The sequence below is a fragment of the Pseudomonas sp. PGPR40 genome, assembly GCF_022014505.1.
In the GTDB taxonomy this organism is placed as follows: Bacteria; Pseudomonadota; Gammaproteobacteria; order Pseudomonadales; family Pseudomonadaceae; genus Aquipseudomonas.
The window spans coordinates 1-15023 of the sequence record NZ_JAKLSP010000007.1 but is presented as its reverse complement, the minus strand read 5'-3'; the positions used below and the strand labels follow the sequence as shown (position 1 = coordinate 15023).

The 15023-nt window shown below is 57.1% G+C and carries 14 protein-coding genes; 8 read left to right on the top strand and 6 right to left on the bottom strand.

The window, feature by feature from the left end; genetic code table 11:
* Positions 1–80 precede the first annotated feature (80 nt).
* From fdhD to MEB48_RS08090, 3 genes are all read left to right on the top strand, one after another.
* A complete protein-coding gene (fdhD, locus tag MEB48_RS08100) occupies positions 81–920 on the top strand; it encodes a formate dehydrogenase accessory sulfurtransferase FdhD (RefSeq protein ID WP_237883520.1) in 840 nt (279 codons plus the stop codon).
* On the top strand, positions 917–3265 hold the full coding sequence (locus tag MEB48_RS08095; protein WP_237883517.1) for an FdhF/YdeP family oxidoreductase: 2349 nt from the start codon (positions 917–919) through the stop codon (positions 3263–3265). The genes fdhD and MEB48_RS08095 overlap by 4 nt, the downstream gene beginning before the upstream one ends.
* Before the next feature lie 357 nt (positions 3266–3622).
* Complete coding sequence (locus MEB48_RS08090) at positions 3623–4108, top strand: glycine zipper domain-containing protein (RefSeq protein ID WP_237883515.1); 486 nt, start codon at positions 3623–3625, stop codon at positions 4106–4108.
* A 67-nt stretch (positions 4109–4175) separates the two neighbouring features.
* Here MEB48_RS08090 and MEB48_RS08085 read toward each other — a convergent pair whose 3' ends face one another.
* Both MEB48_RS08085 and MEB48_RS08080 read right to left on the bottom strand, forming a co-directional pair.
* On the bottom strand, positions 4176–4613 hold the full coding sequence (locus MEB48_RS08085; RefSeq protein WP_442969071.1) for an acyl-CoA thioesterase: 438 nt from the start codon (positions 4611–4613) through the stop codon (positions 4176–4178).
* Positions 4614–4733: 120 nt separating this feature from the next.
* The gene (locus MEB48_RS08080) at positions 4734–5960 is read right to left on the bottom strand and encodes a 3-hydroxyacyl-CoA dehydrogenase (RefSeq protein ID WP_237883511.1); all 1227 of its coding nucleotides are present in this window, start codon (positions 5958–5960) and stop codon (positions 4734–4736) included.
* A 309-nt stretch (positions 5961–6269) separates the two neighbouring features.
* Here MEB48_RS08080 and MEB48_RS08075 point away from each other — a divergent pair, with 309 nt between their 5' ends.
* Positions 6270–7772 (top strand): Fic family protein, encoded by a 1503-nt coding sequence (locus MEB48_RS08075; protein WP_237883509.1) that lies wholly within the window; start codon positions 6270–6272, stop codon positions 7770–7772.
* A gap of 24 nt (positions 7773–7796) precedes the next feature.
* Here MEB48_RS08075 and MEB48_RS08070 read toward each other — a convergent pair whose 3' ends face one another.
* Entirely contained in the window at positions 7797–9731 is a 1935-nt protein-coding gene (locus tag MEB48_RS08070) for a RecQ family ATP-dependent DNA helicase (protein ID WP_237883507.1), read from the bottom strand.
* A gap of 404 nt (positions 9732–10135) precedes the next feature.
* Between MEB48_RS08070 and MEB48_RS08065 the strand changes: the two genes are divergently transcribed.
* The 3 genes from MEB48_RS08065 to MEB48_RS08055 all read left to right on the top strand — a co-directional run bounded on the left by MEB48_RS08065 (position 10136) and on the right by MEB48_RS08055 (position 12335).
* Positions 10136–10414 (top strand): hypothetical protein, encoded by a 279-nt coding sequence (locus MEB48_RS08065; RefSeq protein WP_237883505.1) that lies wholly within the window; start codon positions 10136–10138, stop codon positions 10412–10414.
* Between the two features lie 108 nt (positions 10415–10522).
* Positions 10523–11650 (top strand): hypothetical protein, encoded by a 1128-nt coding sequence (locus tag MEB48_RS08060; protein WP_237883503.1) that lies wholly within the window; start codon positions 10523–10525, stop codon positions 11648–11650.
* Between the two features lie 385 nt (positions 11651–12035).
* A complete protein-coding gene (locus tag MEB48_RS08055; protein ID WP_237883500.1) occupies positions 12036–12335 on the top strand; it encodes a hypothetical protein in 300 nt (99 codons plus the stop codon).
* A gap of 203 nt (positions 12336–12538) precedes the next feature.
* Here the strand turns inward: MEB48_RS08055 and MEB48_RS08050 are convergent, their stop codons facing one another.
* From MEB48_RS08050 to MEB48_RS08045, 3 genes are read right to left on the bottom strand one after another with little or no spacing between them, the layout of a single operon-like run.
* Positions 12539–12766 carry a hypothetical protein gene (locus MEB48_RS08050; RefSeq protein WP_237883499.1) on the bottom strand — a complete coding sequence of 76 codons (228 nt, stop codon included), beginning with the start codon at positions 12764–12766 and terminating at the stop codon, positions 12539–12541.
* A gap of 29 nt (positions 12767–12795) precedes the next feature.
* Entirely contained in the window at positions 12796–13035 is a 240-nt protein-coding gene (locus MEB48_RS29340) for a pyocin S6 family toxin immunity protein (RefSeq protein WP_442969069.1), read from the bottom strand.
* 15 nt (positions 13036–13050) lie between these two features.
* Complete coding sequence (locus MEB48_RS08045) at positions 13051–14259, bottom strand: S-type pyocin domain-containing protein (RefSeq protein ID WP_237883497.1); 1209 nt, start codon at positions 14257–14259, stop codon at positions 13051–13053.
* Between the two features lie 194 nt (positions 14260–14453).
* Between MEB48_RS08045 and MEB48_RS08040 the strand changes: the two genes are divergently transcribed.
* On the top strand, positions 14454–14819 hold the full coding sequence (locus MEB48_RS08040) for a DUF1493 family protein (RefSeq protein WP_237883495.1): 366 nt from the start codon (positions 14454–14456) through the stop codon (positions 14817–14819).
* The last annotated feature ends 204 nt before the right edge of the window (positions 14820–15023 follow it).

Below are 15023 nucleotides of genomic sequence, written 5' to 3'. Positions count from 1 at the left end.
TCGGTAGATCAGTAATAGCGATTAGACGCGACAAGTTGACGCGCCTAGGCTTAAAGCTGACCAAACCGTTGGTGATGCCCATGAACGCCAAGCGCCCTGCCCGCGCGGCGCCTGCTGTTGAAACGCCCGCGACCGCCGCAAGCCAGACCTACAGTTACTGCAACCTTGAATACACCGAATCGGCCAGCACCGCGCTGGCCGAGGAAGTTGCGTTGGCGATCGCCTACAACGGCATCAACCAGGCGGTCATGTTGGTGACGCCGACGGACCTTGAAGACTTCATCGTCGGCTTCAGCCTCGGCAGCGGCATCATCGAAGACGCTTCAGACATCTACGACTTGCAACTCAGTGGCACGGGGTCGGCGCAATACGCGCAAGTGACCATCGCCAACCGCGCCTTCTGGAACCTCAAGCAGCAGCGTCGGCAACTGGCCGGCACCAGCGGTTGTGGGCTCTGCGGCGTGGAAGCCGTGGAGCAAGCACTGCCCGACCTCAAAGTACTGCCCGGCGCCCCACTGCCTCCGGCGCAATGGCTGGATGGATTGCGCCATCGCATCGGCGAATTCCAGCCTCTGGGTCAGCATTGCGGTGCGGTGCATGCTGCGGTGTTCATGAATGGAAACGGCGAATTGCTGCTGGGCCGCGAAGACATTGGTCGGCACAACGCCCTCGACAAGCTGATCGGCGGGTTGATCCGCCAGAAGATCCCGACCACTGGCGGCCTGGCGATTGTCACCAGCCGTTGCAGCCTTGAATTGATCCAGAAAGTTTTACGCGCCGGCATCCAGACCCTGGTCAGCCTGTCGTCGCCCACGAGCCTTGCCGTGCAATGGGCCCGTCGACACAACCTCAACCTCATCCACCTGCCGCAGAAAAATGCGCCACGGGTTTACAGCCCTGCTAGAGAGAATCAAGCGTGAGCCAACATCGTCAAGCCGACCAGAAACCCGTCCCCCGTTATAAGCCCTATAAAGGCCCGGCCGGTGGCTGGGGCGCGCTGATCAGCGTCGCCCAAGCCTGGTTGACCAGCGATAACGCGCTGAAAAACCTCCGCATCATGCTCAAGACCAACCAGAACGGCGGCTTCGACTGCCCCGGTTGCGCCTGGGGCGATTCTCCGGAAAAGGGCATGGTGATGTTCTGCGAGAACGGCGCCAAAGCGGTGAACTGGGAAGCGACCAAACGTCGTGTCGACGGCGCGTTCTTCGCCAAACACAGCGTCAGCTCGCTGCTGGAGCAGAGCGACTACTGGCTCGAGTATCAGGGCCGATTGACCGAGCCGCTGAGCTATGACCCCGAGACCGACCGTTACAAACCCATCAGCTGGGAAGACGCCTTCGCGCTGATCGGCAAACATTTGCAAGGCCTGTCGAGCCCGGACCAAGCCGAGTTCTACACCTCGGGTCGCGCCAGCAACGAAGCGGCGTACCTCTATCAGCTGTTCGTGCGCGCCTACGGCACCAACAACTTTCCAGACTGCTCGAACATGTGCCACGAGGCCAGCGGTGTGGCCATGGCGCAGAGTATCGGCGTCGGCAAAGGCACCGTGACCTTCGATGATTTCGAACACGCCGATGCGATTTTCGTCTGGGGCCAGAACCCCGGCACCAACCATCCACGAATGCTCGAACCCCTGCGCGAAGCGGTGAAACGCGGCGCTCAGGTGGTGTGCGTCAACCCGCTGAAAGAACGCGGCCTGGAACGCTTCCAGCACCCGCAGCATCCGCTGGAAATGCTCACCAACGGCGACAAGCCGACCAATACCGCCTACTTCCGCCCGGCATTGGGCGGTGACATGGCGGTGCTGCGTGGCATGGCGAAGTTCCTGCTGCAATGGGAACGCGATGCGCAGAAGAGTGGCGCCCCGGCAGTGTTCGATCACGACTTCCTGAATGAACATGCGGTCAACGTGCTGGAATACATGGGCGTCATCGACGACACCCCATGGGAACAGATCGTCGAACAGTCTGGCCTGACGCTGGTGGAAATCGAGCAAGCGGCGCGCATGTACGCCAAAGGCAAGAACGTGATCATGTGCTGGGCCATGGGCATCACCCAGCATCGTCATTCGGTGCCGACCATCCAGGAAATCGCCAATCTGATGCTGCTGCGCGGCAACATTGGTCGGCCGGGTGCCGGTCTGTGCCCGGTGCGTGGCCACAGTAACGTGCAGGGCGACCGGACGATGGGCATCAACGAACGTCCACCGGTGGCATTCCTCGATTCTCTTGAGCGGCGCTTCCAGTTCAAGGTGCCGCGTGAAAACGGCCACAACGTGGTCGAGGCGATTCATGCCATGGCCGACGGCCGCTCGAAAGTCTTCATCGGCCTGGGCGGCAACTTCGCCCAAGCCACCCCGGACAGCACGCGCACCTTCCAGGCTCTGGCCAACTGCGACCTGACCGTGCAAATCAGCACCAAGCTCAACCGCAGCCATTTGGCCCACGGCAAAGACGCACTGATCCTGCCGTGCCTGGGCCGTACCGACATCGATATCCAGACCGAAGGCGCTCAAGCAGTGACCGTGGAAGACTCGTTCAGCATGGTCCACGCCTCCAACGGTCAGCTGCAGCCACTGTCGAATCAGATGCGCTCGGAGCCGGCAATCATCGCCGGTATCGCCGCCGCGACCCTTGGCAGCAATCCGGTGGACTGGAACTGGCTAGTGGCCGATTACAGCCGCATCCGCGACCTGATCGCCGAGACCATCCCGGGCTTCCGGGATTTCAACGAAAAGATTCAGAACCCGGGTGGTTTCCATCTGGGTAACAGCGCCGGCGCACGTCGCTGGAATACCCCATCGGGTCGGGCCAACTTCCGGGCGAACAGACTGCCCAAAGACCTGGTGCACGAACGCACCCGCGCCACCGGCGTATTGCCGGACTTGATCATGCAGTCGATGCGTTCCCACGATCAGTACAACACCACGATTTATGGTCTTGATGATCGTTATCGCGGGGTGAAAGGTCAGCGGGATGTGTTGTTCGTCAATGAAGCCGACATCATTCGCCTGGGCTTCAAACCGGGAGAGAAGGCTGACATCGTTTCGATCTGGGATGATGGCCGTGAGCGTCGGGTGAAGGGTTTCACGCTGCTGGCATTTGATATTCCTGCCGGGCAAGCGGCCGCTTACTATCCGGAAGTGAACCCGTTGGTGCCGCTGGAAAGCACCGGAGATGGCAGTCATACGCCGACGTCGAAGTTTGTGGCGATTCGGTTGGAGGCGGCGAGTGAGACCGGGTTGATCATGGCCAAGTCGGCTTGACGCGGCGGCAGGGATGGCCTCTTCGCGGGCAAGCCTCGCTCCTACAAAGTTGTGTCGTTCACAGTATTAGGCGGATGACACTAAAACTGTAGGAGCGAGGCTTGCCCGCGAAGACATTCGACTTGGCAACACATGTATCGACCCCTTCGAACACTTTTCAATCGCCCACAAAAAAGGCCGTTTTTATATAAAAACGGCCTTTGCGAAGTAGTTAAAGACCGACGAAAAACAGTTAAGTTCCGCCCAAAAAACAGTAACTTATAGAATTGTGTTGAAGTCGTGTTATTCGTCGGATTTCGATTGTCACAACCACAACACAGCCTCAGGATCGCGCCGTCATCCCCTTGAGGTTCCTCTATGAAGTTCTCCTCGATTCTCTTGTTGTCCCTTGGCCTGGTCAGTGGCTTCGCTTCTGCAGGCGGCACCACCGAAGCAGGTGTGGGCGGCGCATTGGGCGGGGTTCTTGGCTCGGTCGTCGGTCAATCGTTAGGCGGCAGTACAGGTTCAACCATTGGCGCAGCCCTGGGCGGCGCGGGTGGTAGCGCAGTCGGCGCAGACAAACGCAGCCGTGGCGAAGCAGCCATCGGCGGTGCGTTGGGCGCAGCAGGCGGTAACGTGGTCGGCCGCAGCATGGGCGGCACCACCGGCAGCCTGATCGGCTCCGCAGCAGGCGGCGGCGCCGGTGGTGCGCTGGGTAACTACATGGGCAAAGAGAGTGATCACGACGATGATCGTCGTCGCTCCTATCGTGATCGTGACGATCGCCGCTACTACCGTGACGGCCATCCAGGACGTGGCCATGCCTACGGCCATCGCAAGCACAAACATCGCTATCGCGACTGAGGCTTGAATCGCCCCGTTTACCGGTAGTTCAAAATCGCAGCCTTCGGGTTGCGATTTTTTTTGCCCCTCAAATCACCAGTCGCTCCAACGCCCCGCGTAATCCGCCAGGAATCGCCACCGGTTGATTCGATGCCCTATCCACGAACACATGCACGAAGCGCCCCGCCGCGCAGGCCTCGTCTTCTCCTACCTTGAACACCGCCAGCTCGTATTGCACCGAACTGTTGCCCAACTTGCCGACCCGCAGGCCGATCTCGATCCGGTCCGGGAAAGCGATAGAGGCGAAGTAGTCGCAGGCCGAGCTCACCACAAACCCCACCACCTCGCCATCATGGATATCCAGGCCGCCGACTTCGATCAGGTAGGTGTTCACCGCCGTGTCGAAGAAACTGTAGTAGGTGACATTGTTGACGTGACCGTAGGCGTCATTGTCATGCCAGCGGGTGGTGATGGGCTGGAAGTGCGGGTAGTCGGAGCGTTGGGGCATCGGAGCGGGTCCTTTCATGATCGTTCCCACGCTCTGCGTGGGAATGCAGCCCGTGACGCTCTGCGTCACATTCAGGAGCGGACGCAGAGCGTCCATGGAGGCGTTCCCACGCAGAGCGTGGGAACGATCAGTATAAAATCACACGTCAGCAAAACCTCTACCCTCTGCCGCCAACTCACCAATCAACCGCGCCGGCGCCCAGTGATCGCCCTGCTTGGTCTCAAGCTGCAACAACCGCAGATGAATATCTTCCAACCCTTGCTGATCCGCCCAGGCCATCGGCCCGCCCTTGTCCGCCGGGAAGCCATAACCATTGAGATACACCAGGTCGACGTCGTGCGCCGACGTCGCAATACCTTCCTGAAGAATCTTCGCCCCTTCGTTGACCAGCGCCAGCAAACAGCGCTCCAGGACCTCTTCAGGGCCAATCTGGCGACGCTGGAACCCCAATCCTTCGCTGATTTCCAGTACCAGCGCATCGACTTCCAGATCATGCTCAGCCTGGCGACTGCCCGGTTCGTAGTGATAATACCCATCGCCACTCTTCTGACCGAAACGCCCGAGCTCGCACAAGCGGTTGTCCACTTGAACCTCCGGCGCATCCTGACCCTTGCCAGCCAGTTCCCGAGCGCGCCACTCCAGGTCGATGCCGACCACGTCGTACATGCGGAACGGCCCCATGGCGAAACCAAAACCTTGCAGCGCCGCATCCACCTGATAAGGCAAAGCGCCCTCCAGTAGCATCTTGCGCGCTTCGAGCACATACGGATGCAGCATGCGGTTGCCGATGAAACCGTGGCAGTTGCCCGAGACCACGCTGACCTTGCCCATGCGTTTGCCCAACTCCAGCGCCGCATCAAGCACCGTCGGTTCCGTTTGGGCGCCGCGAACAATCTCCAGCAATTTCATGATGTGCGCCGGACTGAAGAAATGCAGGCCCAGCACCTGCTGCGGACGGCAAGTGGCAGCGGCGATGGCGTCGATGTCCAGTGCCGAGGTATTGCTGGCCAGAATCGCTTCAGGTTTGAGCAAGCCGTCGAGTTCGCGAAAGATTTTCTGCTTCAACTCGAGGTTTTCGTAGACCGCTTCGATGACCAGATCGACATCGTGGATCGCCGCGTAATCGGCTGCCGCCGACACCCGTGAAACGCGCGCATCCGCCTCGGCCTGATCGATCCGCCCCTGACGCACGTTGTGCGCGTAAGTGTCAGCCACGCTGGTCAGCGCCTGCTCAAGCATTTGCGGATTGTTGTCGACCCATTGCACTGGCACTCCGGCGTTGGCCAGGCACATGACAATGCCACGACCCATGGTGCCCGCGCCGATCACGGCGGCGCGCTGAATATCGAACGGTGTCTGGCTCATGGTTGTTCTCTTGTTAGCGATCCAAAGACAGTCCTCACCATAGTCAGGCGCCGGGCTTTTTTGAAATTTATTCCTGTGATGGGCGACATTCAGGGGATGGATGTGCCATTCATTGCGGGGAGCCCATTCCCACAACCGCTACCTGCTCTGGGGAACCAGAACTCAGGAAGAACCACAAAGGAGTGAACCAGACCCAAATGGGTGCTAGCCAACAACTTTAATCAGGTTAAAATTTTCTTATCTGATTTGATGATTTTAAAAAAAATCTTGGCGTGGTAAAAAAAATCTTACCCAGATAGGGGAACTGCAATGGGAAACAGAGTGGGCTATGCCCATTTGATTGATGCGCTGGATCTAAAAGCTATTGAGGTGAAACGGCCAGCGCTCATCCAGCCAGTCACCCGCCTGGAGAAAATCGGCGGTGCGTTGTCCGTTCCGCTGAGTGTTGCGCCATCGAAAGAAGACTACCTCTCACACATCATGTTTGCGCTAAAGCATGAGGGCGTCAATCTCGCCATTCTGGCTCAGGCACTCCCCCGCATTGATGGCCAAATATTGGTCAAAGCCATCACCGAAGCTCCCAGTAGTGCCTACCTGCGCAAAATTTGCTTCCTCTGGGAGTCTTTCACCGACCAGCATCTGGACTATCCCGACAACCCACGTGGCACCGCTACTTTTCTATTTGATCCAGACAATTACATCACTGGGCCATCAGTCCGAAACTCGCGCTGGCGAATCGACTTCAATGGGCTCGGCACGCTTCGATATTGCGCAACAGTCGAACGCACAACTGAAATTCAGGCCCTGCTCGACTATGACATTCTTGGTCGATCAAAAGCCTTTATTGGCTCCCTCCCAAAAGAAATGATGGATCGGGCGATCAATTGGGCGTATCTGAGCGAAACCGAAAATTCGTTTGCAATCGAGAAGGAAGCACCCAGTGAGCAGAAGGCGCAACGATTTGTGCAACTGCTCCGCCAGGCACATGAGCGCCAGCCGCTTACGGAAGATTATCTCGTCGCGCTGCAGAACAGCGCGATCTCCAACCCCTTTGATCGTGCAGCAGCATTCCGACACGAACAAAACCACCTGAGTAATTCATTTCGCGGTGCTGCCGGAGTGACCTACGTGCCGCCAGACCCCGAGCTCTGCCGTGAGTTGATGGAAGAGCTGATGACCTTTGCCAACAGAGCGCCAGAGCAACTCGACCCATTGGTCGCCGCAGGCATCGCGTCTTCTGGCTTCGTCTTTCTGCACCCCTTCATGGATGGCAATGGCCGTCTTTCGCGCTTCCTGATCCACCTGGCTCTGTGCCGAAGCGGTGCTCTCGAAAATGGCCTCTTGCTACCTGTTTCGGTCGCTATGAAGCGTGAAGAACAACACTATCTGGAAGCACTACAGTCTTTCTCCAAGCCAGCCCGTGAGTTTTGGGATGTTCGCTGGATCGATGCGGAAACACTGACCTTCAACTTCATCGGCGATTCCAGTATCTATCGCTATTGGGATGCCACCGATTGCGTAGCGTTCACGATGGAAATGGCCAAACGAGCCCTCGAGGTGGACCTGAGAGAGGAAACCGATTTTCTTCAGCGATTCGATACTCTCGTGAAGGTTGTAAACGAAAACTACGACGTTCGAGGCAATCTTTTGTCCAGGCTAGTCATGCAGTGCCTGGATCAAAACGGCATCGTGTCCAAAGGCCGTCGCAAACAATACCAAGGATCGATTCAGGAAGAGGTCTTCGATTTTCTTGAGCAACAAGCTCAGGCGCTATTGGCCGATGCTTACGGTGAGTCTCCTGAAGGCGTTTGAACGGCCTTTGTGGGAGGCCGTGTTTCAACTTGGTAGATGCGCTTGAGCCCACTCCCGCACGTCGCCATACGGATAATCCTCCAACGCCGCAAACCCCGGAATCGACCGCGCCTTGAGCTTGGTAAACAGCGGCACGCTGATCCCGCACAGAAACCGTGTCACGCGCTCCGCCGATGGAGCACTCCCCGTGTACTGCTCGTGCCTGTGGATAAAATCACCACACAGTGCCTCGAAATTTTTATCCACAAGCGCTGGCAATTCCGGTGGCTCTGGCAGCCGTGCCACGTGGCCGTGACACACGGAACAATGCCCGCACCGCTGCGGCGCGTTTTCGTCGCCAAAGTATTCGGCCAGCCGATAGCCCAGGCAGCGGTCAGTGGCGAACAGATCCAGCATGGCGTGAATCCGCGCGATCTCGGTGCGCTCGTGTTGGGTGAAACAGGCGTGCAATTCGGCGCTCAGGGTTTGGGCATCAAAGTCTGCTTTCTGCAGGCTGTAGACCTCGGTCATCTGCTTGCTTTCAAGCTCTACCCAACCCTTCTCCTGGAAGTAATCCAGTGCCTTGACCACCCGACTGCGTTCGGCCTGATGCCGCTCGTACAGCGCATCGAAATTCACCGTGGCCCAGGTTCGTGCACGGCTGGAAGTCTGGATGATCGCCGAGACGAAGTCTCTGCGCTCACCTTCGAAACGGGCAAGCAATGCCTCAGGTTCCTGCAAATACTTGAAGCGGTATTCCGCGTAATAGGCATAACGCGGTGCGATTATTGCGCGCAGCTCCAATTGCACCAGCAAGGTCTTGAGCGGTAATTGGCGAATGTTGCTCTGATCGGCCAAAGGTCCCAGCAGAAACTCCCATTGCCCCTCGGGTGCGGCAGCTTGCAACTCCTCGAGCACGTAACGAATGCCATCCCGTTCCGGCGTGTCGCCGTAAACGAAGTTTTCCAGCACATTGAGGCTGTCGCGGTTGGCCAGCACCAGGCAATCGGAAGGCTGCCCGTCTCGGCCGGCGCGACCGATTTCCTGGCTGTAGTTTTCGATGGATTTAGGCAGGTCGAAATGCACCACGTTGCGGATGTCGCTTTTATCGATGCCCATGCCGAAGGCAATGGTGGCGACGATGCAATTGGACTGCCCGCCCATGAACCGTTTCTGTATCCCTTCCCGCTGCTCATGGGGCAAACCGGCGTGATAGGCCTCGGCCTGTATGCCGTTGCGCCCCAGATGTTCGGCAATGTGCTCGGCGGTTTTCTGCAGGGTCACATAGACGATGCTCGGCTGGCCGGGACGCTGGCTCATCCACTCGACAAGACGTCGGCGCTTGTCCTGGCCGCGTACCGGCTCCACCAGCAGATTGAGGTTGGGTCGGTAGAAACCGGTGGTCACCACATCCTCGGGGGCGATGGCGAATTTGGCCTCCATGTCGGCGATCACCTTGGGTGTCGCAGTGGCGGTCAGCAGCAGTGCCTGAGGGATATTGAACTGGCGCTGGTAGTCCGGCAGCTTGAGGTAATCGGGGCGGAAGTTATGCCCCCATTCAGAGATGCAGTGGGCCTCGTCCACCACCAGCAGAGAGATCGGCACTTGCTGCAAAAAATGGCGGAAGCGCTCGTTCTTCAAGCGCTCCACGGAAATCATCAGAATCTTCAATTCGCCGGACTTTGCCCGGGCCATCACATCACTGGCGTCATCACGGCTCTGGGCCGAATCGATACTGCCCGCCGCAATGCCGTGACGCTGCAAAAACGCTAACTGATCCTGCATCAACGCCAACAGCGGCGACACCACCAAGGTCAGGTGCGGCAGCAACAAGGCCGGCAATTGATAGCAAAGCGACTTGCCCGAACCGGTCGGGAAAATCGCCGCTGCCGAACGCCCGGCCAGCACCGCGCTGACCGCTGCCTCCTGGCCGGGCCGAAACTGTGGATAACCGAAAACCTGTTCCAGGGTGTTGTGCATAAGCTGTCACTCCGTTGACCGCTGCGAAGCCCAAAGCCTAGCCGGAGAACGCAGCGAGTCGAGAAAAGGTCGGGGGTAAAAACGATACGGGATGATACCGCGGATGGCACGAGTCAACTCAGACGCTTCGAAACGTCCTACAAACTCTGGCGCGCACCATCCCGAGGCTTGATGCGTTAAGCCTGACAATCCTGTAGGAATATCGACCGCTAGGGGAATAGCTTAAAAAACAGTCGGGATGCATGTAGGCAAAGGACGATAGCGCCGATAAACCCCCTACAAATCCTGTCCATTTGCGCCACCTTGCGACGCCTCGCCGCCGACCTCTATAGTTTTCGACGCGGCTGAAAACACTGTGTCGGCCCGCCAGCGAGACTGCCCGACTTCCCACAGGACCGACTTCGATGAACACGCGCCACTCGTTAACCGACCGCTATCGCCCTCTCAAAACCAGCTACAGCGATACCCCCGTGCTGGTCATCGACACCGAAGCCAATCCTCACGAGATTCTCAACGCCGCCCAGCAACGCATCCGCGCCGCCAGCGACCTGCTCGAAACGCTCTATTGCCTATGCTTCAAACAGGCCGACGTGAAAGACATTCCCAATATCGTCAATGCTCTTTACTTGCTGACCCAGGATGGCTGCGAACTTCTCGAAATCGCCAAACAGCGAATAAAATAAAAAACAAACAACTCATACACCTTACAAAAACAGCAACAACTCATCACTTCACTCTTCAAACAACACAAACTAACGTGCCAGCTCTTACATCAAACAAGAGCAACACCAATGACTATACTAACTATTTTCTTCTGCGGCACTGGCTCAACTAAATTTGACGACACCCATGCAAATTACTGGGACGGCGAACTGGTGTCGACACTCGCCTCCCACCATCTCGGCAGGGAGTTCGCCGAATGGATCGTGGTCGACGGCCCCGGCAGCGGTAACCTGCAAGCCGATGATCTCTTTACCAAGTCCAAGGAGTACGGCCTCAGCGGCACACTGTTCGGCAAGGGCTGGGAGCAAAACGTGGAGCATGCGATGAACATCGTCAAAGGCCAATGCAGCTGGCAGCGTGAGCAACTGACCGAAGAGGAATACAACCGCCTCAAAGCGGCCGGTATCCCCATCGAAGACGTGAAAGTTGAAGGCTCGTGGTTCTGGCGCAAATACAACTATGGCGATCGCAGCGTGACCCAACAGGCGTTACAAGAACAGATCATTAAAACCTTCCGCAAGGGCGGTGTTATTCCCACCCAAGTCAACCTGGTTGGCTGGAGCCGCGGCGGCATTAGTTGCCACATGCTCGCCAACGCCATGTTCAAGGACAGTGAACTTAAAAACATCCCGGTTAATATCTTTGCGATTGACCCGGTGCCTGGCATTGGCAACTTTCAGGATGACAAAGTCAAACTCGGCGCCAACGTCAAAGAGTATGTAGGTTTCTATGCCCGGGACGAACGCTCGAAAGGTTTCAGCTGCGTCATTCCGCAAACCGCAACCGGCACCAAAACCCACATTTACCCCATACCCGGTCGTCATGCCACCCTGGTTGGCAATGCCTCGTTAAATGGTGTCAGCGGCCCGAAAGTACTGGCCGAACCCGGCCGGTTCGTCCGCCACTTTGCCGAAGTCTGCCTCAAGCGTTGGGGCGTGCAACTGGACAAGTCGTTGAACCGGACCCAGGCCGATCTGACGAACCTCGGCAAAGCCATGGTCGTCAACGAAGCGAAGTACCGGCTGATGCACAACTACTCCTACACCTACTTCACCGAGCTGGATCAAGGCGAGCGCTACGTTTCGCTGGGCGGCCAAGGGGTCAACTTCTCGGCGGTGAAAGGCACGATCTATACGCCGGCGACAGGGCTGACGACTAGCGTGCTGGATGTTGCGGCGTATCAGTATATTTGTTGAAGCGATGGGCGCGGGTTGGCGGAAAAGCGCGAGAAATTTCGTCGCGAAAAATCCTATAGAAACGGCCTAGCCAAGGCTCATCCCATTCCTACAAGCGGGGACTCCTTGTCGTCTATCGCTGCCCGGTGCTCGCACCTATAGTCGTGACCGTCGCTGCCAAATCAGCGACTCGGGCTTGGTCACCCGAATAGAGAACTCATTTCGCTTCCGTTGTATGCTGCGGCACCTCAAGTGCTGCACGCTATATGGTGGCTGTGTTCGGGACGCCTTCGGGCGTACCGGCAAAGTGAGTTCTCACCGGTTTGACCAACCCGAACACAGTCCGCCTCCCATCGCTTGGTCACGATGGCGGCGGTTTCTCCCGATGCACTTGAGAATTCTCACTATGAATAAATGGAATCCGCTTACAAATATTCGCTACATCCCTCTCAACACCAACCTCACCGACACCCCGCCCCTGATCATCGACACAGAGGCCAACCCGCAAGACATCCTCGAAGCCGCCCTCCAGCGAATCCGAGCCTCCAGTGATCTCCTCAAAACCCTGCACTGCGTTTGCTTCAAACACGGCGACATCGAAGACATTCCCCACATCACCCACGCGCTCTTCCTGTTAACCCAGGACGGCTGTGATCTGCTTAAAGTCGCCCAGCAACGCATGATGGACTGGAAAGCGCCTGCCTGACGCCGAGAGAAGATCGTTCCCACGCTCTGCGTGGGAATGCCTCTACGGACGCTCCGCGTTCGGCTCTTGGCTCAAAGAGCTGATGGAGTGGAAGGAACCAGACGATCCCATCTATGAGTACGAGCTATCGCACGAGCAAATAAACAGCCTGGAGGTACTCATTGGGACAAATCCTGCGTTAATCCCACAGAGCCCCTCTCCCCTCAACCAGAAGAAGTTAGATAAAGATCCAGCTCTTCAGGAAAAGTCACCGAGGCCAAGCGCTCAATCTCAAGCGCCTGTGCTGTTGTGAGCCGGAAATCCACACCCACGCAGTCATTGCTGTTCGTCCATTGCATCACGAGGGTCATGCCCTCCACCGATAAGCTAATAGTCTGCTCAAATACCAATTCATCCTTATCCGGATGAAAACCCATCACCAGAAAATTCATGGTTTACCTTCTGCATCGAGACACCGGGTCTATGAGTAGCTCCCGATGAAAAGACTTAGCCTTTCTATCGCAGGCTCCCCAAGAACTGCAGCCATACGCGTCACCTGCTCGGGCGCTAGTTCTGATTGCCCACCCAAACCATCGTCAAGTGAAGACCAGCCCATTACCTCTAATACCGATGGTTCTAAATCTTTTTGTATGATTCGTTTGTACTGCAAGGAGTCATCATCGTCCGGCTCTGGAAAAAAGCCTGTTATGCGTAAGTACATAAGTGACCTCTCAGTTTATTTTGGTGTGGTTCTTCCGGATTTTGCTGGTTTGTTTTGCTTGCCCGTATCAGGATTGAACTCGCCCAAGTGCTTCCCTTGGCGGTCATAGATCTCAACTGCACCGTGCTGAAAATCCCATTCATAAATCCTACCTTTCCGGTCTTTCCAACGATCCCGTTTTTTTCCTCCACCTTGAACTGTCGACTTAGGACGTACACTTACGGCATCCGGAAAAGCGGGTAGCAAATCTGGAGCGGCGTAGTAGCCAACATTCGCTGCAACACTGACCACAATGTACAGCGGCCGAACCCCCGAATCCGCCGGAAACACCAGAATAAAATCCTGATACTCCGGCGGATAAACCGGGCTGACGATAATGTTGTCCGCCTGCTCCGTCGGCGGAAAAACCCAGACTTGGGGCGCTTGCGGTGCCGCCTCCAGCGCCGGGATACCCATCGTATCTGCCGGGTTTTCTGCGGGAGTCCAAATCAACTCAACCCCGCTGCCAAAGTCAGCCACCTGCTGAGATCCGCGCGTTACAAACGTCACGACAGGGACCATCTCCCAATCACGACGGCTCTGTGTGTTGTAGCCATACCCCTTGAGCGTTCCGTCAGTCCGCTCCTCTACCCGCAGACGAACTCGCGTTCGAGCTTGTTTGAGTGATCTGAGTTGATCGTCGGTATACAGCGCGCCATCACCCAGCCTCGATGGCGCGAGCAAAGCAACTAATCCCACCAATGTAGCGGCAGCAACGCCAGCGGTGACAACTCCAGCGCCAGTGCCTACGACAGAGGACGTTGCCGGAGCGATCGCTGCCCCACCCAATGCCAAAGAGCCAATACCCGCCGGCAAAACACCACTGATCTTCTTGAGCGGCAAACGGCCAGAGCCATCAGCCTGACGACCTCCCAACAAGGTGAACTCACCATACTCACCGACGCTGTCCGTCGGCACAAACCCGGATGGGCTGGTGTAGTCGATGATTGAATCCGGCAACTTACAAGACTTGGCAAATACACAACCGGCGAGCGACTGGCGCTTTTTCTGAAACGCCACTTCCCGGCTCTTTTCGAATGCGTCCTGCCTGGCGAGCATGGCTTCGTAGGCGTTTTGCCTGGCCTCCCGCTCCGCCATTTCAGTAGCGGTCATGTCCCGTAGCCAACGGTAACCGCCTCCATCGTTATCGTAGTGCTGCCACACTTGCGGTGTGTCCTTGCCCATCCGCCCCCTCCGTCACCACTAAAACCACGGCTCAATGCCGAGACAGGTGAAGTTACCGAGTGTTGGAAAGTGCGGTTGTAGGGCTAATCTGAACCTGCCGTGCGATCCTTCTATTGCGGATGATTCCAGTCCAAACTTGCCGCAAAATCCGGCCCAAGCCGATTCATCGGCATGCCCCTAACGGAAGATGCACCATGAACCTCGCCCCCAACTTCCCCGACGACCACGCCATGCACCTGCTCATGCAGCTGCTGCACGAAGAACTCGGCCTGCCTGAACGCAAAACCATTAGCCTCCCCACCTCGATCAACTTCGACCTGGGCTGCGACGGCGCTGATGCGCCGCAGCTGATGGAAGCGCTAGAAGAACAGTTTGGGATCGACTTCGTGGACTACGATGCGTATCGGTATTTTCAGCCGGAAGGGTTTGATGTGTTTCTCAAGCGTCGGGCGAAGGGTCGTGGCGAGAAGGTGCCCTTGACCATTGGCATGCTTTACCAAGCGATCAAGGTGCAACGGTGGGATACGCAGGAGTTGGAAGGCATCCGTCCGGATGCGTAAGTGGCATTATTCTGGCTGTTTAACGCTTTTTCAGCTGGAATAATGGCAGTTGTATTTCTGATGGTCTAAATCGCGCCATCGAGTAGGAGGCGGATTTACATCCGCCGTCCTCTCACACCACCGTACGTACGGTTCCGTATACGGCGGTTCAGGCTATGCGGCTAAGCCGGTTTATCGTATCCAGTATTGAGATCAACCCTAGCT